The organism is Microbacterium proteolyticum (assembly GCF_029639405.1).
Classification (GTDB): Bacteria; Actinomycetota; Actinomycetes; order Actinomycetales; family Microbacteriaceae; genus Microbacterium.
The window spans coordinates 1,182,048-1,204,209 of the sequence record NZ_CP121274.1 but is presented as its reverse complement, the minus strand read 5'-3'; the positions used below and the strand labels follow the sequence as shown (position 1 = coordinate 1,204,209).

Below are 22,162 nucleotides of genomic sequence, written 5' to 3'. Positions count from 1 at the left end.
AAGCCGTGGGCCTCAGCCGCAAGAGCAAGAAGGAACTGCGCAAGCTCCAGAAGCACGCCGCGAAGGTGTGGGAGTCCCAGCAGGTTCTGCTGGGCGAGAGCGGAAAGGTGGCCCGCGAAGCCGGTCGCCAGCTCGGTCGCTTCAGCCGTGAAGACCTCGTTCCGACCGTGCAGGACGGGTACGACAAGTACGCCGCGCCGTACGTCGACAAGAGCGTGAAGTACACCAACCGCTTCCTCAGCGACAAGGTCATCCCGACGGCCGGCGCCGTCGTGGGTGGAGCGATGTCGGTGTGGGATGCCGCGGGCGACACCCGTGACCGTCTGGCCAAGGGCCGCGGTTTCGAGCTCGACGCCCACAAGTACGCCAAGCGCGCCGAGAAGTACGGCAAGAAGGCCAGCAAGCAGCTGGCCGCCAAGCTCCCGAAGCAGCACGACGGCATCGGTGCCGGTGGCGTGATCGCCATCATCCTCGGTGTCGTGGCCGCTGCCGGCGTCGCGTACGCCGCCTGGCAGACCCTCCGCGCCGACGACGAGCTGTGGGTGGCCGACGACCCCCTGCGCGCTCCCGACGCGTGAGCGATCCCACCATCAGAGTCCGAGAGGCCGCGCACCAGCGCGGCCTCTCTGTCGATGTGCGGGAACGGCCGGCGGCTCGTTCCCTCGACGAGGCGGCGGAACTCCTCGGCATCCATCCGGACGACATCGTGAAGACCCTCGTGGTCAAGCGGTCGGACGACACGTTCCTGTTCGCCCTCGTTCCCGGCGACCGGGTCATCTCCTGGCCGAAGCTGCGGGCGGTCGTCGGCGTCAATAAGCTGCGGCTCCCCGAGCCCGAACTCGCCCTCGCGGCCACGGGCTACGAGCGGGGCACCATCGTCCCCATCGGCAGTACGACGGACTGGCCGGTCTATGCCGACGAGAGCATCGTCGGCCGCCGCATCGCCATGGGCGCCGGAGCGCACGGCTACAGCCTCTTCGTCGAGGCGGACGATCTCATCCGCGCCTACGGCGCGACGGTCGCCGACATCACCGCACCGCGCGACTGAACGGCGGTCACAGGCGCGCCATCCGGAACGCGATGTCGACCAGCTGTACCCGCCGGACCTTGCGCGCGGCCGGGAGCGAGAACCACTGCGCCCGATCGGTCGAGCCATCGACCTCGAAGCTCAGCCGCCCGCCGACGATGTGCGCCCGGTAGACGATCCGAAGGGCGTGGAGCGGCCCGTCGGCACCTTCCGACAGGCGCCGCTCGGCCGGGATCACACGGGAATGGATGCCGAGCAGCTCGTCGACCACGACCCGGAACCCCGTCTCTTCCCGCACCTCGCGACGTACGGCGCGTTCGGGATCCTCACCGTCCTCGAGGCCGCCGCCAGGGAGGGTCCACGCGGCTCGACGTCCGTCGACCCAGTGCGCGAGCAGGACGCGGTCGTCGACATCCGTGATGACGGCGTACGCGGCGACCCGCATGTCCATGACCAGACTCTAGCGAAGCCTCCGACATCGCCCGTCCTCTCGCAGCACTCCCGACGCCGACGGAAGGGCCCGCCCACCCGAAGGTGGACGGGCCCGGCGAGCCGTGTCCCTCAGCCGATCGCTGCCAGAACGCCCCAGAAGGCGGCGACCAGGGCGAATCCGCAGAGACCGAGGACGGTGGTCAGCACGGTCCACGTCTTCAGTCCGTCGCTGACGCTCAGCCCGAGGTAGCGCGTCACGACCCAGAAGCCCGAGTCGTTGACGTGCGACAGGCCCAGGGCGCCGAAGGCGATCGCCAGCGTGATCGCGACGATCTGCAGCGGCGCGTAGCCTCCGTCGGCGACCGTGCTGGCCAGCAGCCCGGCCGTGGTGAGGATCGCGACGGTGGCCGATCCCTGAGCCGCTCGCAGCGCCAGGGACACCACGAACGCGAGCACGAGGATCGGAAGTCCGGTGGCGAGGAGCGTCGAGGACAGCGCCGAACCGATCCCGCTCTCGGTCAGGACCCGGGCGAAGGCGCCGCCCGCCCCGCTGACGAGGATGATCGCCGCCGTGGGGGGCAGAGCCGACTCGAGGACGTCGCTGATCTTGTCGCGTCCCCACTTGCGACGCACGCCCAGGAAGTAGATCGCCAGGAGCACCGTGATCAGCAGCGCGAACAGCGGGGCGCCGATGAACTGCGCGACGTTGCGGACGGGGTCGCCGGCGGGGAGGAGGGTCGCAGCGGTCGTACCGATGCCGATCAGAACGAGCGGCGTGACGATGAGGGTCAGGATCATTCCGGCGGAGGGCGGCGCGACGGTGGAGGTGATCGTTCCGGTGACGGTGCTCTGCACGCCCCCGCGGCCGGACTGCTCGAACATCTCGCGCGTCGACGGGAGCATGTCGATGTCGCGCCGGGTGAGCCGGCCGGCCAGCAGGTGACTGACGAAGGCCAGCGGGATCGCCATGACGATGCCGACGATGGTGAGCCAGCCGATGTCGGCGCCCAGGAGTGCCGCGCCGCCCACGACGCCGGGGTGGGGCGGCACCGACACGTGCACGGCGAGCATGATGCCCGCGACGGGCAGGCCGAAGCGGACCGGCTTGAGACCGGCCGCCTGGGCGAAGCCGTAGACGATCGGCACCAGGATGATGAATCCGACGTCGAAGAACACCGGGATGGCCAGAACGAGGGCGGCACCCGTGAGGGCAGCGCCGACACGGCGGGGTCCGAGGATCTCGGTGAACCGGCCGGCGAGGCTCGCCGCTCCGCCCGAGAGCTCGATGATGCGGCCGAGCATCGCGCCGAGCGTGATCAGGATGGCGATGGAACCCAGGGTGCTTCCGAGTCCGGCGACGATCGCGGGCACGATGCCCAGCCGCTCCGGATCGGTGTCGGTCGCCGGGATCGTCGCGAGCGGCAGACCCGCCGCCAGCCCGACCAGGATGCTGACGATCAGGAGCGCCAGGAAGGCGTTGAGCTTGAGCTTGATGATGAGGAAGAGCAGGAGGAGGATGCCTCCGACTCCGATGGCCAGCAGGACGGGTGTGGTCATTTCGCGGGTCTTCCTTGACGATGCGGGCGGGGTGCGCGGGGTGCGCGGGAGGGGCGACCGTCGGGCCGCCCCGAGGGGGTTCAGGATCGACGCGTGGGGGCGGCGATGCGGATGACGGCGGAGTCGTCGGCGGCGCCGAGTCCCTGGGTCTGGGCGACGAGGTAGCTCTGCTCCGCGGCCGCCGCGAGGGGCGCCGGGAGTCCGACGCGACGGGCGGCGGCGCCGACGATACCCATGTCCTTGACGAAGATGTCGAGTCGGCTCAGCACCTCCGCGCCGTCCTCATCCCAGGCCTGCAGCATCCGCGGACCGCGATTGCCGAGCATGAACGACGCGGCGGCGCCGGCCTGCAAGGCATCCAGGGTCCGGTCGAGGTCGAGCCCGAGCCGGTCGGCGAGGGCGAGCGCCTCGGCGGCCGCGGCGATGTGGACGCCGCAGAGCAGCTGATTGACGGTCTTGAGCGCCTGGCCGTCGCCCGCACGTTCCCCGACGATCGTCAACGTCGAGGCCAGCGCCTCGAGGACGGGGCGAGCGATGGCGAGCGCGGACGGGTCGGCTCCGACGACGATCAGCAGATCGCCCTGGCGCGCGCGGACGGGTCCGCCGCTCAACGGGGCGTCGACCAGGCCGATGCCCTTCTCGGCGAGGGCGGCGGCGACCTCGGCGACACCGTCCGTCCCGACCGTGCTGGTGAGCACCACGACGGCACCCGCGGGCAGCGATCCGGCGATACCGGCCGAACCGAAGAGGACGTCGTTCAGCTGGGCGGCATCCCGGACGGCCACGAGCACCACCTGCGCGACGCTCACGGCATCCATGGCGGAATCGGCGGGCACGACGCCGGACTCCTGCGCGAGGGCGAGGCGGGCGGGAGCGATGTCGAAGCCGCGGACGGGGAGGGTCTCGGCCAGACGTGCGGCCATGGGCAGGCCCATGGCTCCGAGTCCGAGGACGGCGACGGTGGGGGTCGAGGTCATGGGGTCGATCCTTTTCAAGAGGGGCGGGCGCGGTCAGGCGGTCGCGGACAGGCGCGCGACCGCCGCGGTGAGCGAGGTGTCGTCGCCGACGTTCCCCGCGAAGACGATGTAGGGGATGCCGGCGGCCAGACCGTCCGCGGCTTCCCAGACCGAGACGATGCCCGGGAAGAGGGATCCGCGGACCCGCGCGCGGCGGATGTCGAGGCCGCGTGTCGCCACGTCGCTGGAGGTGATGCCCCCCTTGGCGATCACGAACCGAGGGGTGCGGCGTTCGGCCACCGCGTGGACGATGTCGACGACGGCCTGCGAGACGCGTCGCGAGATGTCGAGACTCTCGGCCGGGTCGTCGGTGCGCACGAGCGTCCGGCTCGTGTGGATGACGACGTCACCGCCCAGGAGTGCGGTCGAGACGGCGTCGATCACGCGCGTCACCTCGTCGGCGGCGGTGTGCGCCTCGAGCAGCCGCGGCACCTCCAGCTCCACCACGGCGAGATCGCGGTGGTCGACCAGGTGGGCGAGCTGGCGACTGGTCAGACCGACGTGCGATCCGACGACGATCAGTCCACCGCGCACCGACCGGTCCGCGGTGAGACCGTCGACGTCCACAGGCTCCCGAAGGCGTTGTCCGATGCGGGCGCGGACGAACGGCGGGCCGACGCGGTAGACGAACGAGCGTCCCTCGGCTTCGACGATCTCGAGACCGAGCGCCAGCTGGATGAGATCCTCCTCGACCACCGCGTCGACGACGATCGGCACGCCGTCGGCGGCGGACCGCAGCGCGTCGGCGACCGCCGCCGCACTCCGGCGCAGTGTGGCGAGGGTGATCTGGACGACATCGGATGCCGCGATCTCGCCGCCCGATTTCTCCTCGACCCAGTCGGCGAGGCGCGAAGCCGTGAATCCGAACGTCGAGTCGCGGGCGAACTCGGTCTCGCCGATGGGGGTGAACGCTCCATCCGCCAGGACGCCGTGGGTCCCGTCGATCGTGATGCGCCCGGCGTCCGGGAACGCCGGGACCACCACGGTGTTGCCGATGTGCGTGCCACCGGCGCGGCGCACCTCGTCAATGATCGTGTCCGGCTCGAGGGGGAAGTGTCCGCGCAGCGTCGAGTCACTGCGGCTGACGAAATCGACGCGGATCCCCGACCGCTCCGCGGCGCGAAGGGCGGCGCGCACGACCTCACGGTTGATCCGTTCGGCCGACTCGGGCGCGAGGCTGCGGGAGTTCGTCAGCACGTAGACGGCGGGGGCGCCCGAGGCGAACGCCCAGGCGAAGTCTTCGACGTCCCACGCGCCGAGCACGGGGAGGTCCGCCACGGACTGCGTGCCCGTCGGGTCGTCGTCCAGCACGACGAAGACACGGTCCGCATCGGCGACCCGGGCGGCCAGGGCGTCGACGTCGGGCTCGGCGACGGCGGGCAGCGCCGCCGGATCGATGGATGCCACGTTCTCTCCTCGTCATTGAGAGTGCTCGCGTCTCCGGGAGCAGCTATCAGATGTATGACAGCATGCAGCATGCAGGAGAAAGCGTCAAGCGGGCCGTCGCGTCTCCGCGCGCAGGGCGGAACCGACTCAGCTCAGGACGTAGGCGTGCAGATCGTCGAGCGTCTGCTGCAGGTGGTGGTCCATCGCCTCCCGCGCGGCCGCGCTCGAGCCCGTCCGCAGGGCGGCGACGATGGCCCGGTGCTCCGCGATCGCGTGCTCCTGGATCTGTGGCACCCGGGACGTCTGCTTCCGCCGCTCGGCCATCACTTCGGTGAGGGGCGCGAGAAGGACGGCGAGGAAGAGATTCGCCGACGCCTCCATGATCACCGCGTGGAAGCGCAGGTCCGCAGCCACGAACGCGTCCACGTCCGCCTTCGCCGAGGCCGCGACCATCGAGTCCACGCACTCCTCGCATTCGCCGAGGGCGACCTCGGAGATGAGGGGGGCCGCCAGCGCGGCCGCCTCGCACTCGATCAGCCTGCGCGTCGAGATGAGCTGCTCCGAGACCGTGGCGTCGTCGCCTCGGGCCGCGCGGTACCGGAGCGCGTCGGGCACCGATCGCCACGCCTCGACGGGCGCGACGCGCGAGCCGACGCCGGACAGCACACGCACGATCCCCCGCGCCGACAGGGTGCGCAGCGCCTCCCGGACCGTGACGCGACTCACGTCGAACTCGTCGCCGATCTCGGCTTCGGTGGGGAGGGGATCTCCGGGCAGGAAATCACCGGCGATGATGCGTTCGAGCAGCTCATCGGCGACGGTGTTGACGAGGGATTTGCGTCTGCTCATGACGTCGTCTCGCTCTCACGCCACGGAGGGAGGGGTCCTACCGGCGTCATCCCTCCAGCGTAGAGCGTGCGTCCACGTGGATGACACGCACCGCGGAGGAGGGATTCGATGTGGAGCCTAGGAGATTCGAACTCCTGACATCCTGCTTGCAAAGCAGGCGCTCTACCAGCTGAGCTAAGGCCCCGGGAAGGGAACGGGTGGGGCTACCAGGACTTGAACCTGGGACCTCTTCATTATCAGTGAAGCGCTCTAACCGCCTGAGCTATAGCCCCGTCTCGCTGACGCAACGTCGTCAACCTCGAAGACTTTACCTGAATCCCGAGGTTTTTCCGAATCGGCGTCAGTTGGAGGTGAAGCCCACGAGCAGGCCGCCCGTGACCTTGACGGCGAGGTTGTAGATGCCGGCCAGGACCGCACCCATGACCGTCACGACGACCAGGTTGAGGATCGCGACGATCGCGGCGAACGCCATCACCTGGGGCAGGCCCACGTACTGCGACAGGGTGGCGCTCCCGTCGGTGAAGCTGGCGAAGAACTCGTCGGCCCGGGTGATGAGGCCGGTGGCGCTGACGACGAGGTACACCAGGAAGTACGACACGACCGTGACGATCGCGATCGCGACCGCGGCCAGGAAGGAGAGCTTCAGGGCCGACCAGAAGTCGATGTACACCAGGCGCAGACGCACCTGCTTGGCGGACGTCTTCTGAGTCGACTTCTTGGCGAGTTTGTCGGCTACCGTGCTCATGCGTCAGTACTTTCCTCGGGGGTCTCGGAAGAGGAGGCGGTCTCGACCGCATCGGGCGCGGTCGGATCGGTGGTCGTCTCCGTCGTCTCGGTCAGGTTCCGCTCGCTGTTCCGGGCGATCGCGATGATGCGATCATCGCCTCCGGCACGGGCGAACACGACACCCATCGTGTCGCGACCCTTGGCAGGCACCTCGGCCACGGAGGAGCGTACCACCTTGCCACTGGCAAGAACCACAAGGACCTCGTCGCCCTCGGACACCATCAGACCGCCCGCGAGAACCCCGCGATCCTCGGTCAGACGGGCCACCTTGATGCCCAGTCCGCCGCGGTTCTGCATGCGGTACTCGGTGACGGCGGTGCGCTTGGCGTAGCCGCCCTCGGTGACGATGAAGACGAACTCGTCGTCCTTGGCGACGGATGCCGAGAGCAGGCTGTCGCCCGCGCGGAAGTCCATGCCCTTCACGCCCGACGTCGAGCGGCCCATCGGACGCAGCGCGCTGTCGGTAGCGGAGAACCGCAACGACATGCCCAGGCGGCTGATGAGGAGGATGTCGTCGCCCTCGTCGACCAGCAGTGCGCTGACGAGTTCGTCGGCCGCACCCGGCTCGGCATCCTCACCGTCGTCCGAGGCCTGGCCGCGGAGCTTGATGGCGATCACGCCGCCCTGCCGGTTGGTGTCGTACTCGTCGAGGCGGGTCTTCTTGACCAGACCGTTGCGCGTTGCGAGCACGAGGTAGGTCGCGACGTTGTAGTCGCGGATGTCGAGGATCTGCGCGATCTCCTCGTCGGGCTGGAGCGCGAGGAGATTCGCGACGTGCTGGCCCTTGGCATCCCGGCCGGCCTCGGGCACCTCGTACGCCTTCGAGCGGTACACGCGGCCCTTGTTGGTGAAGAACAGCAGCCAGTGGTGGGTCGTGGTGACGAAGAAGTGCTCGACCACGTCGTCGGCGCGCAGCTGCGCGCCCTTCACGCCCTTGCCGCCGCGGTGCTGCTGGCGGTAGTTGTCGCTGCGCGTCCGCTTGATGTAGCCGTCGCGGGTGACGGTGACGACCATCTCCTCCTCGGCGATGAGGTCTTCGATCGACACGTCTCCGTCGAAGCCGTGGAGGATCTCGGTGCGGCGGTCGTCACCGAAACGGTCGACGATCGCGGTGAGCTCGTCTCGGATGATCGTGCGCTGGCGACCGGGGGTGGCGAGGATGTCGTTGTAGTCGGCGATGCGCGCCTCGAGCTCGGTGGCCTCGTCGACGATCTTCTGTCGTTCGAGGGCCGCGAGACGGCGCAGCTGCATGTCGAGGATCGCCTGCGCCTGGATGTCGTCGATGTCGAGGAGCTTCTGCAGTCCCTCGTTGGCATCCTGAGCCGTCGGCGACCGGCGGATGAGCGCGATGACCTCGTCGAGCGCGTCGAGCGCCTTGAGGTAGCCGCGCAGGATGTGCATGCGCTCCTCGGCCTTGCGCAGGCGGTAGCGCGTGCGCCGGACGATGACCTCGATCTGGTGGTCGATCCACAGGCTGATGAAGCCGTCGAGCGACAGGGTGCGCGGCACGCCGTCGACGATGGCGAGCATGTTGGCGCCGAAGTTCTCCTGCAGCTGGGTGTGCTTGTACAGATTGTTCAGCACGACCTTCGCGACCGCGTCGCGCTTCAGCACGACCACGAGACGCTGACCGGTACGACCCGACGTCTCGTCGCGGATGTCGGCGATGCCGGTGATCTTGCCTTCGCGGGCGAGGTCGCCGATCTTGACCGCGACGTTGTCGGGGTTGACCTGGTACGGCAGCTCGGTGATGACCAGGCACGTGCGTCCCTGGATCTCTTCGATGTTGACCACGGCGCGCATCGTGATCGAGCCGCGTCCCGTGCGGTACGCGTCCTTGATGCCGCGCGTGCCGAGGATCTGCGCGTGGGTGGGGAAGTCGGGCCCGGGGATGCGCTCCATGAGCGCCTCGAGCAGCTCTTCGCGGCTGGCATCCGGGTTCTCCAGAGCCCACAGGGCGCCGGCGGAGACCTCGCGCAGGTTGTGCGGCGGGATGTTCGTTGCCATACCGACGGCGATACCGACCGAGCCGTTGACCAGGAGGTTCGGGAAGCGCGCGGGCAGGACCGTCGGCTCCTGGGTCTGTCCGTCGTAGTTGTCCTCGAAGTCGACGGTGTCTTCCTCGATGTCGCGCACCATCTCGAGCGCGAGGGGAGCCATCTTCGTCTCGGTGTACCGGGGCGCGGCCGCGCCCTGATTTCCCGGGGACCCGAAGTTGCCCTGCCCGAGGGCCAGCGGATAGCGCAGCGACCACGGCTGAACGAGACGCACCAGGGCGTCGTAGATCGGGGCGTCGCCGTGGGGGTGGTAGTGCCCCATGACCTCGCCGACGACGCGGGCGCACTTCGAGAACGACTTGTCGGGACGGAAGCCGCCGTCGTACATGCCGTAGATGACGCGGCGGTGCACGGGCTTCAGGCCGTCGCGCACGTCGGGCAGTGCGCGCCCGACGATGACGCTCATCGCGTAGTCGAGGTAGCTCCGCTGCATCTCGAGCTGGAGGTCGACCTGGTCGATCTTCCCGTGGTTGTGAGCGGGCACTTCGGGCGCGCCGGCGGGCTCGGGAGTGATGTCGTCAGCCATGGATTCTCAGTTTCGTATCGAGTCGACCGGGATCAGATGTCGAGGAAGCGGACGTCTTTGGCGTTGCGCTGGATGAAGCTGCGTCGCGATTCGACGTCCTCGCCCATGAGCACGGAGAAGATCTCGTCCGCCGCGGCGGCGTCGTCGATCGTGACCTGCTTGAGGGTGCGGGTCTCGGGGTCCATCGTGGTCTCCCACAGCTCGTGGTCGTTCATCTCGCCGAGACCCTTGTAGCGCTGGATGCCGTTGTCCTTCGGGATACGGCGACCGGCAGCCTGACCCTCGACGAGCAACGCGTCGCGCTCACGGTCGCTGTACGCGTACTCGTGCGGGTGGTTCGACCACTTGAGGCGGTAGAGCGGCGGCTGCGCGAGGTAGACGAAGCCGGCTTCGATGAGACCGCGCATGTAGCGGAAGAGCAGCGTGAGCAGCAGCGTCGTGATGTGCTGCCCGTCGACGTCGGCATCCGCCATGAGGACGATCTTGTGGTACCGGGCCTTGGCCATGTCGAAGTCTTCGCCGATGCCCGTGCCGAAGGCCTGGATCATCGCCTGGACTTCCTTGTTGCCGAGCGCCCGGTCGAGGCGCGCGCGCTCCACGTTCAGGATCTTGCCGCGGAGCGCCAGGATCGCCTGCGTGTGCGGGTCGCGCCCCTGCACGGCCGAGCCGCCGGCGGAGTCACCCTCGACGAGGAAGATCTCGCTGATCGAGGGGTCTTTCGACGTGCAGTCCTTGAGCTTGTCGGGCATGGCCGCGGACTCGAAGACGCTCTTGCGCCGAGCGGTCTCACGGGCCTTGCGGGCGGCGAGGCGCGCGGTGGCCGCGTCGATGGCCTTCCGGATGATGTTCTTGGCCTGCGCGGGGTTGCGGTCGAACCAGTCGCCGAGCTTGTCGCCGACGACCTTCTGCACGAAGGCGCGCGCCTCGGTGTTGCCGAGCTTGGTCTTGGTCTGACCCTCGAACTGCGGCTCCGAGAGCTTCACCGAGATGACGGCCGTGAGCCCCTCGCGGATGTCCTCACCCGTGAGGTTGTCGTCCTTCTCCTTGAGGAGATTGTTCGCGCGCGCGTAGCGGTTGACGAGCGTCGTCAGCGCCGCGCGGAACCCTTCCTCGTGCGTGCCGCCCTCGTGGGTGTTGATCGTGTTGGCGTAGGTGAAGACGTTCTCGGTGTAGGCCGTCGTCCACTGCATGGCCAGTTCGAGGGCGATCTTGCGATCGGTGTCCTCGGACTCGACCTCGATGACCTCGTCGTTGACGACGTCGGCCTTGCGCACGCGGTTGAGGTGCTCGACGTAGTCGACGAGGCCGCGCTCGTAGAGGAACGAATCGTGTCGGGCTGCGGTCACCTCTTCGCCGGGCTCGCCCTCGGTGACCACGGCGTCCGGGCGCTCATCGCGCAGGCTGATGCGGAGTCCCTTGTTCAGGAACGCCATCTGCTGGAAGCGCGTGCGGAGGGTGTCGTAGTCGAAGTCGACGGTGTCGAAGATCGTGGCATCCGGCCAGAACGTGATCGTCGTGCCGGTCTCCTCGCTCTCCTCGCCCTGGGCGAGCGGCGCCAACGGCACACCACCGTCGCGGAAGGACTGCCGCCACACGTGTCCCTGGCGCTTGACCTCGACCTCGAGGCGGGTGGAGAGCGCGTTCACGACGGACGAACCGACGCCGTGCAGACCGCCGGAGACGGCATACCCGCCACCGCCGAACTTTCCACCGGCGTGCAGAACGGTCAGGACGACCTCGACCGTCGACTTGCCCTCGGTGCGGTGCATGTCGACCGGGATGCCACGGCCGTTGTCGATCACACGGACGGCACCGTCGGAGAGGATCGTGACGTCGATCAGGTCGCAATAGCCGGCGAGAGCCTCGTCGACGGAGTTGTCGACGATCTCCTGCACGAGGTGGTGGAGGCCACGCTCGCCCGTCGAGCCGATGTACATGCCGGGACGCTTGCGGACGGCCTCGAGACCCTCGAGCACCTGGATGGCGTCTGCCCCGTACTCGTTGGGAACCTTCGCACTGGTCGTCGCTTCGGGTTCCGCGGAAACGTTGTCGGGGTTTTCGGACGTCATGACTTCGCGAGCTCCAGATCGATTCGTCGGAACCTCCATCCTACCGCGCGAGGCCGCTCAAAGCGGTGTGTACGCCCCTAGGAGGGGATAAATCGGATCGAGCCAACCCCGACCATGGCCTAGCCGTAGGTATCGCGCGGGCCGCGGCCTGGAACGGCTCTCGTCCCCCATTTCCAGGAGGGGACGTCCGGCCCGATGAAGCGGATCGACTCGACCCCCGCCTCAGGGAAGCGCCGGATGATCTCCGACAGGATGTGCGCGCGCATCAACTGGAGCTGCTTCGCCCACGCCGTCGAGTCGGCCTGGACGGTCAGCATCCCGGCATCCAGGGCCACCGGGCGGGTGTGCGCGGCGGTGTCGGCACCGGCCACGTCGTGCCAGGTGCGGACGAGGTCTTCGCGCGCCAGCTGCGGCTCCCAGCCGGCCGACTTCGTCAGGGTCGAGAGCACATCGCCGAGCCCGCGCGGATCGCGGCCCGGGGTGAACGGGGCGTTCTCGCCGTCGTCGGCACGCCGGCGACGCTTCTTCTTGCGATACGGCGACGGCTCGAGACCGCGCAGCCGCAGGTACGTGGCGATGGTCTCGGGGAGGTCGGGCTCGTCACTCATCGGCGCCCTCGATCCGGCCGGCCTCGACGCGGACCACGTGCGCACGTAGTCCGTCGGGCACGTCCTCTTCGACGGCGGAGGTCACGATGACCTGCTCGTATCCCGCGACGAGGTCGGCGAGGCGGGTGCGGCGACCGGCGTCGAGCTCGGCGAACACGTCGTCGAGGATGAGCACCGGGTCACCGAGACGCGACTCCGCGCGGAGCAGTTGAGCGGATGCCAGGCGCAGAGCCAGCGCCACCGACCACGACTCGCCGTGCGAGGCGTATCCCTTCACGGGCAGACCCCGCACTTCGAGGACGAGATCGTCGCGATGCGGGCCCACGAGCGTCAGGCCCCGCTCGAGCTCGGTCGCGCGCCGGGCCGCGAGCGCGGCGCGGAACTGGTCGGCGAGCGATCCCGTCACCCCCGCCTCGGTGGCGTCGTCGCCCTCCTCGGGGTCGCCCCCGCCCACAGACAGCGCCCAGCGCAGACGCGGGTCGTGGTCGGCACCCGCGATCGCGGCGTACGCCTCGGCCACGGGAGAGGAGAGATCGGATGCCAACGCCAGACGCGCCTCGATCACCTCGGTACCGAGGGCGACGAGCTTGTCGTCCCACACGTCGAGCGTTCCGAGGGCATCGCCGCGGATGCCGCGCGCACGTGCCGACTTCAGCAGCGCGGTGCGCTGGCGGAGCACACGGTCGTAGTCGGCCAGGACGCCGGCCAGACGCGGGGACCGCTGGACGATGAGCTGATCGGCGAACCGCCGACGCGCCGACGGGTCGCCCCGCACGATCTGCAGATCCTCGGGGGCGAACAGCACCACCTGCGCGTAGCGGGGCAGTTCGGCGGTGCGGACGTTCACGCCGTTGACCCGCGCCTTGTTCGATCCCTGCCGGTTCAGCTGCAGCTCGAGCAGCACGCTGCGTTCCCCGTGGGCCAGACGCGCCCGGACGATCGCGGCATCCGCCCCGTCACGCACCATCGGAGCGTCACTGGAGACGCGATGCGAGCCCAGCGTCGCGAGATACGCGACGGCCTCGACGAGATTCGTCTTCCCCTGACCGTTGCGGCCGACGAAGAGGTTCGCCCCGGCCGAGAGCGCCACGTCGGCGGCCGCATAATTGCGGAAATCCGTCAGTTCGAGCTGCTCCACGATCACCGGGTCAGACTACCCGCCGGCCCCGACATGCGCCGGGCCGGAGCCCCCTCAGCGCAGGAGGAGATTGGGCTGCAGCAGGTACTTGAACGAGCCCTCGCCGCCCTTGTCGACCGAGGTCTGCGGGGTGATGAGCACCGGGCTGAGCTTGTTGGCGTTGTCGCTCGAGGTGAACGTGATGCGCGCGAACTCGCTGCGGACGGCGCCGAGGGACTCGAGCAGGTACTGCGGGTTCAGGCCGAGGGTGACCTCGTCGCCGACGAGCGTCGCGTCGACGGATTCCGTCGCGCGGGCCTGCTCGGTGCCCGAGGCGTCCATCGACACCCCGTCCGGACCGAAGGTGAAGCGCAGCGGGGCGGACCGGTCGAGCACGAGGGCGACACGGCGCACGGCTTCGGCGAGCTCTGCGGTGTTGACGACGCTGTGGTGCTCGGTCTGCGCGGGGAAGAGACGGCGCACGGGCGGGAAGTTGCCCTTGATGAGCAGCGACGTGACGGTCTTGTTGCCCGAAGAGAAGGCGATGATCTCGCGGTCGCCCGAGCCCGAGAAGGCGATCGAGATGTCGCCGCCGTGCGCGAAGGTCTTGCCGACTTCCTGCAGCGTGCGTGCCGGCACGAGGGCGGCCGTGGGCTCGTCGGATGCCGCAGCCCCGCCGTCCCAGGGGATCTCGCGGAGCGCGACGCGGTAGCGGTCGGTGGCGACGAGGCTCAGCTGCGTGCCGGTGACCTCGAGCTGCACACCCGTGAGGACGGGGGTGACGTCGTCTCGCGACGCGGCGAAGGCGACCTGCGCGATCGCGGTGGCGAAGTCGTCGGCGGGGACCAGACCGGACTCGCCGGTGACCTCGGGGATGGCCGGGTACTCCTGCACGGGCATGGATGCCAGCGTGAAGCGGGCCGAGCCGCACGTGAGCAGGATACCGCCGTCGTCGTCGACCGCGATCTGGATGGGCGCGTTGGGGAGCCGGCTCGCGATGTCGGAGAGCAGACGGCCGTGGACGAGGATCGTTCCCGGCTCGTCGACGGTCGCTTCGATCGTGGTGCGGGCGGATGCTTCGTAGTCGAACGCGGCGAGGGTGAGACCCTGCTCGCCCGCTTCGATCAGCACACCGGCGAGGATCGGCTGGGGGTTGCGCTGTGGCAGGAGCTTGACCACGAACGAAACGGCTTCGCTGAAGACATCGCGATTGACGTGAAACTTCACGGGCGCTCCCTTGACGGCGGTATGGCTTACCCATGCTAGTGCCCGACCGAGTCGGCACACGTCGGCACACGTTCGCACTGCAAGGTCATCGAACCTCTGTTAACTCATCAATGGATTCTTCATCTTGTTAACAGCTGTGGAGAGTGTGGATAACTCGCGCGAGGCGTGTTAACACAAGGGAACTACACGCGTGTGATCTGTGGACGCCTTGCGGAGAGCCTGGGCAGTTAACACGTTCGGTCGAGTGCGGGTTCTCCGCTTCCTCCACAGGCGGACGCGTGTCGTTCACATGTCTTCCGCAGAGAATTCGAGTTATCCACAGGTTTTCCACACTGTGTAGAACCGAGTAAAAGATCTGCCGCGAACGTCGCTGACGGCCCCGCTGGCGCGCGAAAACGACTGAGGGGTTCGCCCGCGGATGCGGAGGAACCCCTCAGTTCAGGTGGGCGCTCAGCGCATGCGCCCCAGCTGCGTCGTGATCTCGGACACCTGGTTGTAGATCGAGCGCCGCTCCTTCATGAGGTCGCTGATCTTCTTGTACGCGTACATCACCGTCGTGTGATCGCGGTTGCCGAACAGCTGCCCGATCTTCGGCAGGGACAGGCTCGTGCGTTCACGGCAGAGGTACATGGCGATCTGTCGCGCCGTGGCCACGGCCTGCGACCGACTCGACCCGTAGAGATCGTCGACCGACAGCTTGAAGTACTGCGCGGTCGCGGTGATGATGTCGGTCGGCGAGACCACGTTCGCGTCGTCCTGGTCGATGATGTCGCGGAGCACGGTCTGCGCCAGAGACATGTCGAGCGTCGAGCGATTCAGGCTGGCGAAGGCGGACACGCGGATGAGCGCGCCCTCGAGCTCGCGGATGTTCGACGAGACCACGGTCGCGATGTACTCGAGGACGTCGTCGGGGATGAGGAGTCGTTCGCTCTGCGCCTTCTTGCGGAGGATCGCGATACGCGTCTCCAGGTCGGGCGCCTGCACGTCGGTGATGAGACCCCACTCGAAGCGGCTGCGCATGCGGTCTTCGAACCCGGTGAGCTGCTTCGGAGGGAGGTCGCTGGTGATGACGACCTGCTTGTCGTGATCGTGCAGCGTGTTGAAGGTGTGGAAGAACGCTTCCTGCGTCTCGGCGCGACCCTGCAGGAACTGGATGTCGTCGATGAGCAGGATGTCGACGTCGCGATAGCGGGCCTGGAAGGCCGAGCCGCGGTTGTTCGCGATCGAGTTGATGAAGTCGTTCGTGAACTCCTCGCTCGAGACGTAGCGCACGCGGATGCCGGCGTACATGCTCGCGGCGTAATCGCCGATCGCGTGGAGGAGGTGGGTCTTGCCGAGTCCGGAGTCGCCGTAGATGAAGAGCGGGTTGTACGCCTTCGCGGGGGCCTCGGCCACGGCGACCGCGGCGGCATGCGCGAAGCGGTTGGACTGCCCGATGACGAAGTTGTCGAAGGTGTACTTCGGGTTCAACCGCGTGTCGTTCCGGGATGCCGGGACGATCGGGTCGGGCGCCTGCTCGGGCAGGGGCGAGTGGGTGTTCGGTGTCGAGTTCGCGACCGGTCGTTCGTCGGCGGCGGGTGCGGAACGGTGCGACTCGATGAGGTCGGGGTTCACGACCACGCGGAAGTTGCTGACTTCGGGGTCGACGCCCTGCACCTGCGTGAGCGCCTCGAGGATGGGCGCGCGCATGCGCTTGTTCATCTGCGCCGCGGTCAGGTCGTTCGGGACGTCGAGGTAGAGCGTGCCCCCCATGACGCCCTGCGGAACGGCGAGGTTCAGGAAGCCGTGGAGCTGCGGGGTGACGCGGTCATCGGTGAGGAGATGGTCGAGCACGGCGGACCAGACGGGAACATCCGGTACTTGGTGCAATGACATATCCCCTCCGGGATCTCGGCGCGCGACTGTCGACGTGCAGCGCGCCGAACCTGTGGATAACTTCCGGGGACACGCTAGTTCGCGGTCCGCACGGAGCCAAATCAACTGTAGAACGCGCTCGCGTGTCTTTGCCACGGGTGTGGACGACGCCTGGGGATAATGAGCGGTCGACCTCCCGGTTTGAGTTAACGTCGCGCACGACGTAGCCTTAGTCGGTTGACTTATGCCTACACGGCAGTCCCGACCACGTCCCCCGGCAGAAGAGCATCGGGTGACATCACCTCCGGAGTGACCCATGAGCAAGCGCACCTTCCAGCCCAACAACCGCCGTCGCGCCAAGAAGCACGGCTTCCGCGCCCGTATGCGTACGCGCGCCGGCCGCGGCATCCTCGCGGCGCGTCGCGCCAAGGGCCGCACCGAGCTCTCGGCCTGACCCACCTAGTGCTCGCGAAGCCGAACCGACTCACCCGCGGATCGGATTACAAAGCCACCGTCCGTCGGGGTTCTCGGTGTGCCGGAACGCACACCGTCACCTACGTCGGCAGCGTGCCGGACGAAGGTCCCGCACGGTTCGGCTTCATCGTGAGCCGCCAGGTCGGCTCCGCCGTCACACGCAACACCGTCCGCCGCCGTCTCAAGGCGGTGTGCGCCGAGGCGCTCCCGCTCGTCCGCGGGGGCGCCTCGGTCGTCATCCGCGCGCTCCCGTCGGCCGCCACCGTCGACTACGCCGATCTCCGCGCCGACGTCGTCCGGTGCCTGCAGCGCAAGGCCGCCGCATGAGCTCGTCAACGCTGCCCGCCTCGTCCACCGGCGTCGGACATCTGGAGTGGGACACCATCGCGGCATCCGTTCCGCTTCTCCCCCGCAATGCCGGCCTCGCCCTTCTGCACGCCTACCGCGCGACGATCTCGCACGTCTACGGCGACGTGTGCAAGTACTACCCGTCCTGCTCCGCCTATTCGGTGGGCGCCGTGCAGCAGCACGGACTCGTCAAAGGTGCCGCGTTGACCGCGGCCCGCCTCGCCCGCTGCCACCCCTGGGCTCAGGGAGGCATCGACGACGTCCGTCCGCACCGCGCCTTCCGTCACGAACTCACTCCGCACGGCTTCGTCGTGCCCTCCCGAAAGGACTGATCCGTGCCGGATCTCATTGGAATCGTCCTCTGGCCCTTGAAATGGGCCGTCGAGCTCGTGCTGGTCGGTTGGCATGCGCTCTTCACCGCGGTCGGCATGCCTCCGGCCGCGGGCCTCACGTGGGTGCTGTCGATCATCGGCCTCGTTCTGATCGTGCGGGCGGCGCTCATCCCGCTCTTCGTCAAGCAGATCAAGAGCCAGCGCAAGATGATGGAGATCGCCCCCGAGCTGCGCAAGGTGCAGGAGAAGTACCGGGGCAAGAAGGACCAGCTCTCGCGCGAGGCGATGAGTCGCGAGACCATGGCGCTCTACAAGAAGCACGGCACCACGCCGGTTTCGAGCTGCCTGCCGCTGCTCGTGCAGATGCCCATCTTCTTCGCCCTGTTCAGCGTGCTGAACGACGTCGCCAAGCACGCCACGAGCGGTCTCGGCGGTGTGGGTCTGCTGACCCCGGAGCTGACCCGCGAGTTCTACGACGCGCGCCTGTTCGACGTGGCATCCATGCACGTCAACCTCGTCACCGCGTGGGGCCAGTCCGACGGTCAGGTCACCGTCGCGATCCTGCTGACGCTCGTCGTGCTGATGATCGCGTCGCAGTTCTTCACGCAGCTGCAGATCATCTCGAAGAACCTGTCGCCGGAGGCCAAGACCGGTCAGGCGTACCAGATGCAGAAGATCATGCTCTACATCCTGCCGCTGGCCTTCATCTTCTCGGGTGTCTTCTTCCCCCTCGGCGTCGTCATCTACTGGTTCGTCAGCAACCTGTGGACGATGGTGCAGCAGTTCGTCGTCATCCGCGAAATGCCGACTCCCGGATCGGATGCCGCGAAGGCGCGGGAAGAGCGGCTCGCTCGCAAGGGCAAGGCGATCGACTCGAGCGGCAAGGTTGTTCCGATCGAGAAGTACGAGGCCGAGCAGCAGCGCCTGTTCGAAGAGGCCGAGCGCGCACGCGCCGCACAGCCCAAGCGTCAGCAGCCCGTCGGCAAGCAGCGCGCCAAGAAGCAGCAGCAGTCCCCCAAGGCCTCCGGAACCGCTCCGCGGACGACCGCGAAGCCCGGAACCGACTCCCCCTCCTGAGCACCTGGAGACCATGAGATGACGACGTCCGAGCAGATCGCGACCGAGCACACCGCCGCCACCGAGGAGCAGCTGGAGCAGGAGGGCGACGTCGCCGCCGACTTCCTGGAAGGGCTCCTCGACATCGCCGATATCGACGGCGACCTGGCGCTCGACGTACGCGCCGGCCGTGCGTACGTGTCCGTCGAGGCCGAGGACGCCTCCGCGCTGTCGACGATCTCGCACCCCGACACAGTCCAAGCTCTGCAGGAACTCACCCGCCTGGCCGTGCAGAACTCGACGGGACGCTTCTCGCGTCTGATCCTCGACATCGGCGGCTCGCGCGATGCGCGCCAGCGTCAGCTCGAGAACCTCGTCGACCGTGCCATCCAGCGTCTCGAGGAAGGTGCTTCGCAGGCGTCGCTGCCGGCGATGTCGAGCTACGAGCGCAAGCTCGTGCACGACATCGCGGCTGACCGCGGGTACTCCTCCGAGTCCTTCGGTGAGGGTGCGGACCGACACACCGTGCTGCGTCGCGGCTGATCCGTTCGACGTGGGCAACCAACTCGAAGCGGAACCGGATGCCGCGGCGGCGCTGTTCGGCGACCGCATCGATCTGGCACGCCGGTTCACGAGGGCGCTGGCCGCTCATGGCGAAGAACGTGGTCTGATCGGACCGCTCGAGGTGCCGCGGCTCTGGACCCGGCACATCCTCAACAGTGCGGTGGCCGCACCGTTCTTCGAGGGGCGAGTCGCGGACGTGGGGTCGGGTGCGGGACTTCCGGGTGTCGTGCTCGCGATCGCACGACCGGACGTGGAGTTCACTCTCATCGAGCCCATGGAGCGGCGGACCATCTGGCTCAGCGAGCAGGTCGCCGACCTCGGCCTCGAGAACGTCACCGTGGAGCGTCTCCGCGCCGAGGAATGGGCCAAGGGTCGCGTGTTCGATGTCGTCACCGCACGTGCCGTCAGTGCGCTCAGGACGCTCATTCCGTGGACCGCGCCGCTGGCGCGCGTGGGAGGGCGACTCGCCTACCTCAAGGGCGCGAATGTGGCGGCCGAGGTCGACGCGGCGGAGAAGCAGATCCGGCGCTTCGGTGTGTCCGACATCGAGGTGCATGTCGTGGGCGAGGGCGTGGTCGACGAACCGACGCGCGTCCTGACGGCGACCGTCACGCGTTAGCTACTCCCGTTCAATGGGAGTCTGTCGACCACGCCCTCACGCGCCTCACCGTTGCCGCTTTCGGGTAGGCGCCTCGATCGGGTGACATCTCGAACACGTCGATGAGAAGCATCTGGGGATACGCCGGAGCCTGATCGAAGGCGGCGACGAGGCGTCCCTCGCACCCGATGGTGGTCACTCCCCCGCCCCACTCGACGCTCCAGGTGAGGAAGCGCGACGCGTCGTGCGGAACGCTCGTCGCGATCATGTCGGTGCGGAGCCGTTCGTCGTGGTGGGCCTTGATGCCGCACCGCACGCGCGTGCTCGCGCCGATGGCATCCGCGTCGATCTCCGCGACGCAGATCTCTCCCGAGTCTCGCGGGTCGTCGTGTTCGGTGCCGACCAGCCAGATGGCTGTCATGCAGTCGGGATCGGTGCTGGCCCGCAGCGTGACATCGACACGGCCGGCCGTCGGGGCGTAGTGAAGGCTCGTCGGGGTGTGCGTACGAACGAGGAGTCCGTCCGAACGGTGGCGGTGTGTTCCCACGTTCGATCCGAGCGTGCCCGAGAAGGTGGCGGTCTGCAGATTCGAGACTCGCATCTGGCCGTCCTCGGGACGCCACTCGAGCTGGTCTTCCTCGATGCGCAGATCGATGCCTTCGGGCGTGAAGGCCAGCCGTGCGGCCGATCTGTCCGCCGTCGTCCAATGCGGCAGGTAGTGCGGAACCCACACCGGCGCGAGCTCGCCGCCCGAGAAATCGTCGTCGATGGCGGGCGCGGAGGTCGGGGGTGGCGAGAGTGGATCACCCGGCGTTCGGAGCATGACAGCCAGTCTGCCGTGGAGGTCTGACATGGATGCCGTCGGAGTGGGCCACGCCTCTGCCGGGCGCGGGGTCGTGACTGTTTCACGTGAAACGGTTCGTAAGGTGGGTGCCATTGCTTGACCAATGAGTGGGGGCGGGTCGAGCGTCTTGGGGGCTGCGCCGAGAAGATGGGAGTTCGCGACTCGGCGAGTTGGGCGTGCTCCGGTTCGCGGCGGCGTGAGATGCGCTGCGTGACCGGCCTGGTGCTGGGGATCTGGCTCATGCGGGCTTCGGCCGTGTTGAGGCTTCGACGCGCCGCGCTGTGAGTGTCGCCGACGCCTCAGTCGTCGGAATCTGTCACTCTGTCGCCGGCCTCCTGTGGTGGTGTGGCGTCGCGCGGCGATCGACGTTCGGTCTCGTGGGAGGCATCGGTCAGCAGGACTGGGGCCGTGCGGAATGTAAGGCTCCCTGTCATCGGTGACGCGTCCCACGTCGATGGGTCGGCACACACTCCCCCACTGTCACCCCATGCTCCAGCGCGGCGATGGGCTGACGTCGAAGGTTGGGTGTCTGAGGCGCGTCGAACGACCGTTGATCGCTTCAGGCGTGGGCGGTGGCGCGCACACCGCGGGGGTCGCGGGGACGTCGTTGGTACCGCGCTCTACGCAGTTCCGCGATCGCGCCGGCGGCTGCTGGCCTTCTCGCACCATGACGGGGTGGAGTCCGCATGCCGATGCGGTTCCCACGCGTCGACGTCCGGATAGGCGGTCGTTGCGCGGAGGACGTCGGCCGTGAGCGGGAATGCTCATCCCGTAGTGCACGCAGGTAGCACGGAGGCTGTCTGGCACACGCGATGTCGCGTAGTCCGCGAACTCGGTCGATGGCAGGCGAGCGCAGCCATTCGGACTGAACCGCGTGATGCCGCGGACCACGTCCGAAAGGGCATCGGCTTGTGTGTCTGTTCCACCTCCGCGTGTGCTCGCTGGTCGGGATGGGGTGCGCGGTCTTCCCTCGGTATGGCGCGGGCGGCGGCGCGCGCTGATCCTGGAGAGGAGCATCCGGTTGCGTGGCCTGAGCGCTGGTGTTCCGGGGTGCGTTGCGTGACGCGTCGCGCCGTACACATACGCGGTGAAGAAGCGCACCCGCGCGGTGTTTCACGTGAAACATCGAGCCACCATCGCGGCGTGCGCCGTCAGATTCTGGTGACGCTGTTGCTGGGCGGCTCCGGCGATGATCGCTACTCGACACCGTCGATCCGCCATTCCCGGCGTCCACTCCCCCACCCGCCCCCCGCCTTGTCGCCACCATCGTCGCTCTGAGGTGCCTGCGCGTGCTGGTCGCGCGAGGAGGTAAGCCGCCACGCGCCACCCGCGAACAACGTTCCGGGCGAAATCCGTCTGCGGATGTTTCGCGTGGAACATCGCGTTCGACCCAATAAGGCACGATTGACGCACAGACGGTGCTCGGCTCGGCCGC

The 22,162-nt window shown here is 68.2% G+C and carries 21 protein-coding genes and 2 tRNA genes; 8 read left to right on the top strand and 15 right to left on the bottom strand.

Translation table 11 applies throughout. The features are described from left to right. Positions 1 to 5 precede the first annotated feature (5 nt). Both P8R59_RS06400 and P8R59_RS06395 read left to right on the top strand, forming a co-directional pair. Complete coding sequence (locus P8R59_RS06400) at positions 6 to 578, top strand: DNA helicase (protein WP_077051044.1); 573 nt, start codon at positions 6 to 8, stop codon at positions 576 to 578. Further along, positions 575 to 1,048, top strand: a complete 474-nt coding sequence (locus tag P8R59_RS06395; protein ID WP_278103220.1) for an aminoacyl-tRNA deacylase — start codon at positions 575 to 577, stop codon at positions 1,046 to 1,048. Before P8R59_RS06400 ends, P8R59_RS06395 begins: the two co-directional genes overlap by 4 nt. Before the next feature lie 7 nt (positions 1,049 to 1,055). Here the strand turns inward: P8R59_RS06395 and P8R59_RS06390 are convergent, their stop codons facing one another. The 14 genes from P8R59_RS06390 to dnaA form a co-directional block, all read right to left on the bottom strand. After that, the gene (locus P8R59_RS06390; RefSeq protein WP_278103219.1) at positions 1,056 to 1,478 is read right to left on the bottom strand and encodes an NUDIX hydrolase; all 423 of its coding nucleotides are present in this window, start codon (positions 1,476 to 1,478) and stop codon (positions 1,056 to 1,058) included. A gap of 110 nt (positions 1,479 to 1,588) precedes the next feature. Beyond that, on the bottom strand, positions 1,589 to 3,016 hold the full coding sequence (locus P8R59_RS06385; protein ID WP_278103218.1) for a GntP family transporter: 1,428 nt from the start codon (positions 3,014 to 3,016) through the stop codon (positions 1,589 to 1,591). Between the two features lie 80 nt (positions 3,017 to 3,096). After that, positions 3,097 to 3,993 (bottom strand): NAD(P)-dependent oxidoreductase, encoded by an 897-nt coding sequence (locus P8R59_RS06380; RefSeq protein ID WP_278103217.1) that lies wholly within the window; start codon positions 3,991 to 3,993, stop codon positions 3,097 to 3,099. Positions 3,994 to 4,026: 33 nt separating this feature from the next. After that, positions 4,027 to 5,439: a four-carbon acid sugar kinase family protein gene (locus tag P8R59_RS06375; protein WP_278103216.1), complete on the bottom strand. Its 1,413-nt coding sequence runs from the start codon at positions 5,437 to 5,439 to the stop codon at positions 4,027 to 4,029. 126 nt (positions 5,440 to 5,565) lie between these two features. Beyond that, positions 5,566 to 6,267 (bottom strand): FadR/GntR family transcriptional regulator, encoded by a 702-nt coding sequence (locus tag P8R59_RS06370; protein ID WP_278103215.1) that lies wholly within the window; start codon positions 6,265 to 6,267, stop codon positions 5,566 to 5,568. A 111-nt stretch (positions 6,268 to 6,378) separates the two neighbouring features. Beyond that, positions 6,379 to 6,451: transfer RNA gene (locus tag P8R59_RS06365), tRNA-Ala, on the bottom strand. 14 nt (positions 6,452 to 6,465) lie between these two features. Beyond that, positions 6,466 to 6,539, bottom strand: a tRNA-Ile gene (locus P8R59_RS06360). A gap of 68 nt (positions 6,540 to 6,607) precedes the next feature. Further along, positions 6,608 to 7,012, bottom strand: coding sequence for a DUF3566 domain-containing protein (locus P8R59_RS06355; RefSeq protein WP_077051051.1), 405 nt, complete (start codon positions 7,010 to 7,012; stop codon positions 6,608 to 6,610). After that, positions 7,009 to 9,636: a DNA gyrase subunit A gene (gyrA, locus tag P8R59_RS06350; protein WP_278103214.1), complete on the bottom strand. Its 2,628-nt coding sequence runs from the start codon at positions 9,634 to 9,636 to the stop codon at positions 7,009 to 7,011. Before gyrA ends, P8R59_RS06355 begins: the two co-directional genes overlap by 4 nt. Before the next feature lie 32 nt (positions 9,637 to 9,668). Continuing rightward, positions 9,669 to 11,705: a DNA topoisomerase (ATP-hydrolyzing) subunit B gene (gene gyrB, locus P8R59_RS06345; RefSeq protein WP_077051053.1), complete on the bottom strand. Its 2,037-nt coding sequence runs from the start codon at positions 11,703 to 11,705 to the stop codon at positions 9,669 to 9,671. A gap of 119 nt (positions 11,706 to 11,824) precedes the next feature. Next, positions 11,825 to 12,313 (bottom strand): DUF721 domain-containing protein, encoded by a 489-nt coding sequence (locus P8R59_RS06340; RefSeq protein ID WP_077051054.1) that lies wholly within the window; start codon positions 12,311 to 12,313, stop codon positions 11,825 to 11,827. Next, a complete protein-coding gene (gene recF / locus P8R59_RS06335; RefSeq protein WP_278103213.1) occupies positions 12,306 to 13,457 on the bottom strand; it encodes a DNA replication/repair protein RecF in 1,152 nt (383 codons plus the stop codon). The genes P8R59_RS06340 and recF overlap by 8 nt, the downstream gene beginning before the upstream one ends. Before the next feature lie 48 nt (positions 13,458 to 13,505). Then, positions 13,506 to 14,657, bottom strand: coding sequence for a DNA polymerase III subunit beta (gene dnaN / locus P8R59_RS06330; protein ID WP_077051056.1), 1,152 nt, complete (start codon positions 14,655 to 14,657; stop codon positions 13,506 to 13,508). A gap of 450 nt (positions 14,658 to 15,107) precedes the next feature. Continuing rightward, a complete protein-coding gene (gene dnaA / locus P8R59_RS06325; protein ID WP_278103212.1) occupies positions 15,108 to 16,532 on the bottom strand; it encodes a chromosomal replication initiator protein DnaA in 1,425 nt (474 codons plus the stop codon). 295 nt (positions 16,533 to 16,827) lie between these two features. On the opposite strand from dnaA, the gene rpmH reads away from it, so the two are divergent. From rpmH to rsmG, 6 genes are read left to right on the top strand one after another with little or no spacing between them, the layout of a single operon-like run. Beyond that, complete coding sequence (gene rpmH, locus P8R59_RS06320; protein WP_013584598.1) at positions 16,828 to 16,965, top strand: 50S ribosomal protein L34; 138 nt, start codon at positions 16,828 to 16,830, stop codon at positions 16,963 to 16,965. Positions 16,966 to 16,973: 8 nt separating this feature from the next. Continuing rightward, on the top strand, positions 16,974 to 17,312 hold the full coding sequence (gene rnpA / locus P8R59_RS06315; RefSeq protein WP_077051058.1) for a ribonuclease P protein component: 339 nt from the start codon (positions 16,974 to 16,976) through the stop codon (positions 17,310 to 17,312). Further along, positions 17,309 to 17,665: a membrane protein insertion efficiency factor YidD gene (gene yidD, locus P8R59_RS06310; RefSeq protein WP_278103211.1), complete on the top strand. Its 357-nt coding sequence runs from the start codon at positions 17,309 to 17,311 to the stop codon at positions 17,663 to 17,665. The genes rnpA and yidD overlap by 4 nt, the downstream gene beginning before the upstream one ends. A gap of 3 nt (positions 17,666 to 17,668) precedes the next feature. Then, positions 17,669 to 18,742: a membrane protein insertase YidC gene (gene yidC, locus P8R59_RS06305; RefSeq protein WP_077051060.1), complete on the top strand. Its 1,074-nt coding sequence runs from the start codon at positions 17,669 to 17,671 to the stop codon at positions 18,740 to 18,742. Positions 18,743 to 18,760: 18 nt separating this feature from the next. Continuing rightward, on the top strand, positions 18,761 to 19,264 hold the full coding sequence (locus tag P8R59_RS06300) for a protein jag (RefSeq protein ID WP_077051061.1): 504 nt from the start codon (positions 18,761 to 18,763) through the stop codon (positions 19,262 to 19,264). 10 nt (positions 19,265 to 19,274) lie between these two features. Further along, positions 19,275 to 19,904 carry a 16S rRNA (guanine(527)-N(7))-methyltransferase RsmG gene (rsmG, locus tag P8R59_RS06295; protein WP_278103210.1) on the top strand — a complete coding sequence of 210 codons (630 nt, stop codon included), beginning with the start codon at positions 19,275 to 19,277 and terminating at the stop codon, positions 19,902 to 19,904. A gap of 10 nt (positions 19,905 to 19,914) precedes the next feature. On the opposite strand, the gene P8R59_RS06290 is transcribed toward rsmG, so the two are convergent. Beyond that, on the bottom strand, positions 19,915 to 20,706 hold the full coding sequence (locus P8R59_RS06290; protein WP_278103209.1) for a hypothetical protein: 792 nt from the start codon (positions 20,704 to 20,706) through the stop codon (positions 19,915 to 19,917). Between the last annotated feature and the right edge of the window lie 1,456 nt (positions 20,707 to 22,162).

Bases quoted from the DNA above. Each gene is read 5' to 3' on its own strand.
- P8R59_RS06390 (WP_278103219.1), bottom strand. From the start codon at position 1,478: ATGGACATGCGGGTCGCCGCGTACGCCGTCATCACGGATGTCGACGAC.
- P8R59_RS06385 (WP_278103218.1), bottom strand. From the start codon at position 3,016: ATGACCACACCCGTCCTGCTGGCCATCGGAGTCGGAGGCATCCTCCTC.
- P8R59_RS06380 (WP_278103217.1), bottom strand. From the start codon at position 3,993: ATGACCTCGACCCCCACCGTCGCCGTCCTCGGACTCGGAGCCATGGGC.
- P8R59_RS06370 (WP_278103215.1), bottom strand. From the start codon at position 6,267: ATGAGCAGACGCAAATCCCTCGTCAACACCGTCGCCGATGAGCTGCTC.
- P8R59_RS06355 (WP_077051051.1), bottom strand. From the start codon at position 7,012: ATGAGCACGGTAGCCGACAAACTCGCCAAGAAGTCGACTCAGAAGACG.
- gyrA (WP_278103214.1), bottom strand. From the start codon at position 9,636: ATGGCTGACGACATCACTCCCGAGCCCGCCGGCGCGCCCGAAGTGCCC.
- gyrB (WP_077051053.1), bottom strand. From the start codon at position 11,705: ATGACGTCCGAAAACCCCGACAACGTTTCCGCGGAACCCGAAGCGACG.
- P8R59_RS06340 (WP_077051054.1), bottom strand. From the start codon at position 12,313: ATGAGTGACGAGCCCGACCTCCCCGAGACCATCGCCACGTACCTGCGG.
- dnaA (WP_278103212.1), bottom strand. From the start codon at position 16,532: ATGTCATTGCACCAAGTACCGGATGTTCCCGTCTGGTCCGCCGTGCTC.
- rpmH (WP_013584598.1), top strand. From the start codon at position 16,828: ATGAGCAAGCGCACCTTCCAGCCCAACAACCGCCGTCGCGCCAAGAAG.
- yidD (WP_278103211.1), top strand. From the start codon at position 17,309: ATGAGCTCGTCAACGCTGCCCGCCTCGTCCACCGGCGTCGGACATCTG.
- P8R59_RS06300 (WP_077051061.1), top strand. From the start codon at position 18,761: ATGACGACGTCCGAGCAGATCGCGACCGAGCACACCGCCGCCACCGAG.
- P8R59_RS06290 (WP_278103209.1), bottom strand. From the start codon at position 20,706: ATGCTCCGAACGCCGGGTGATCCACTCTCGCCACCCCCGACCTCCGCG.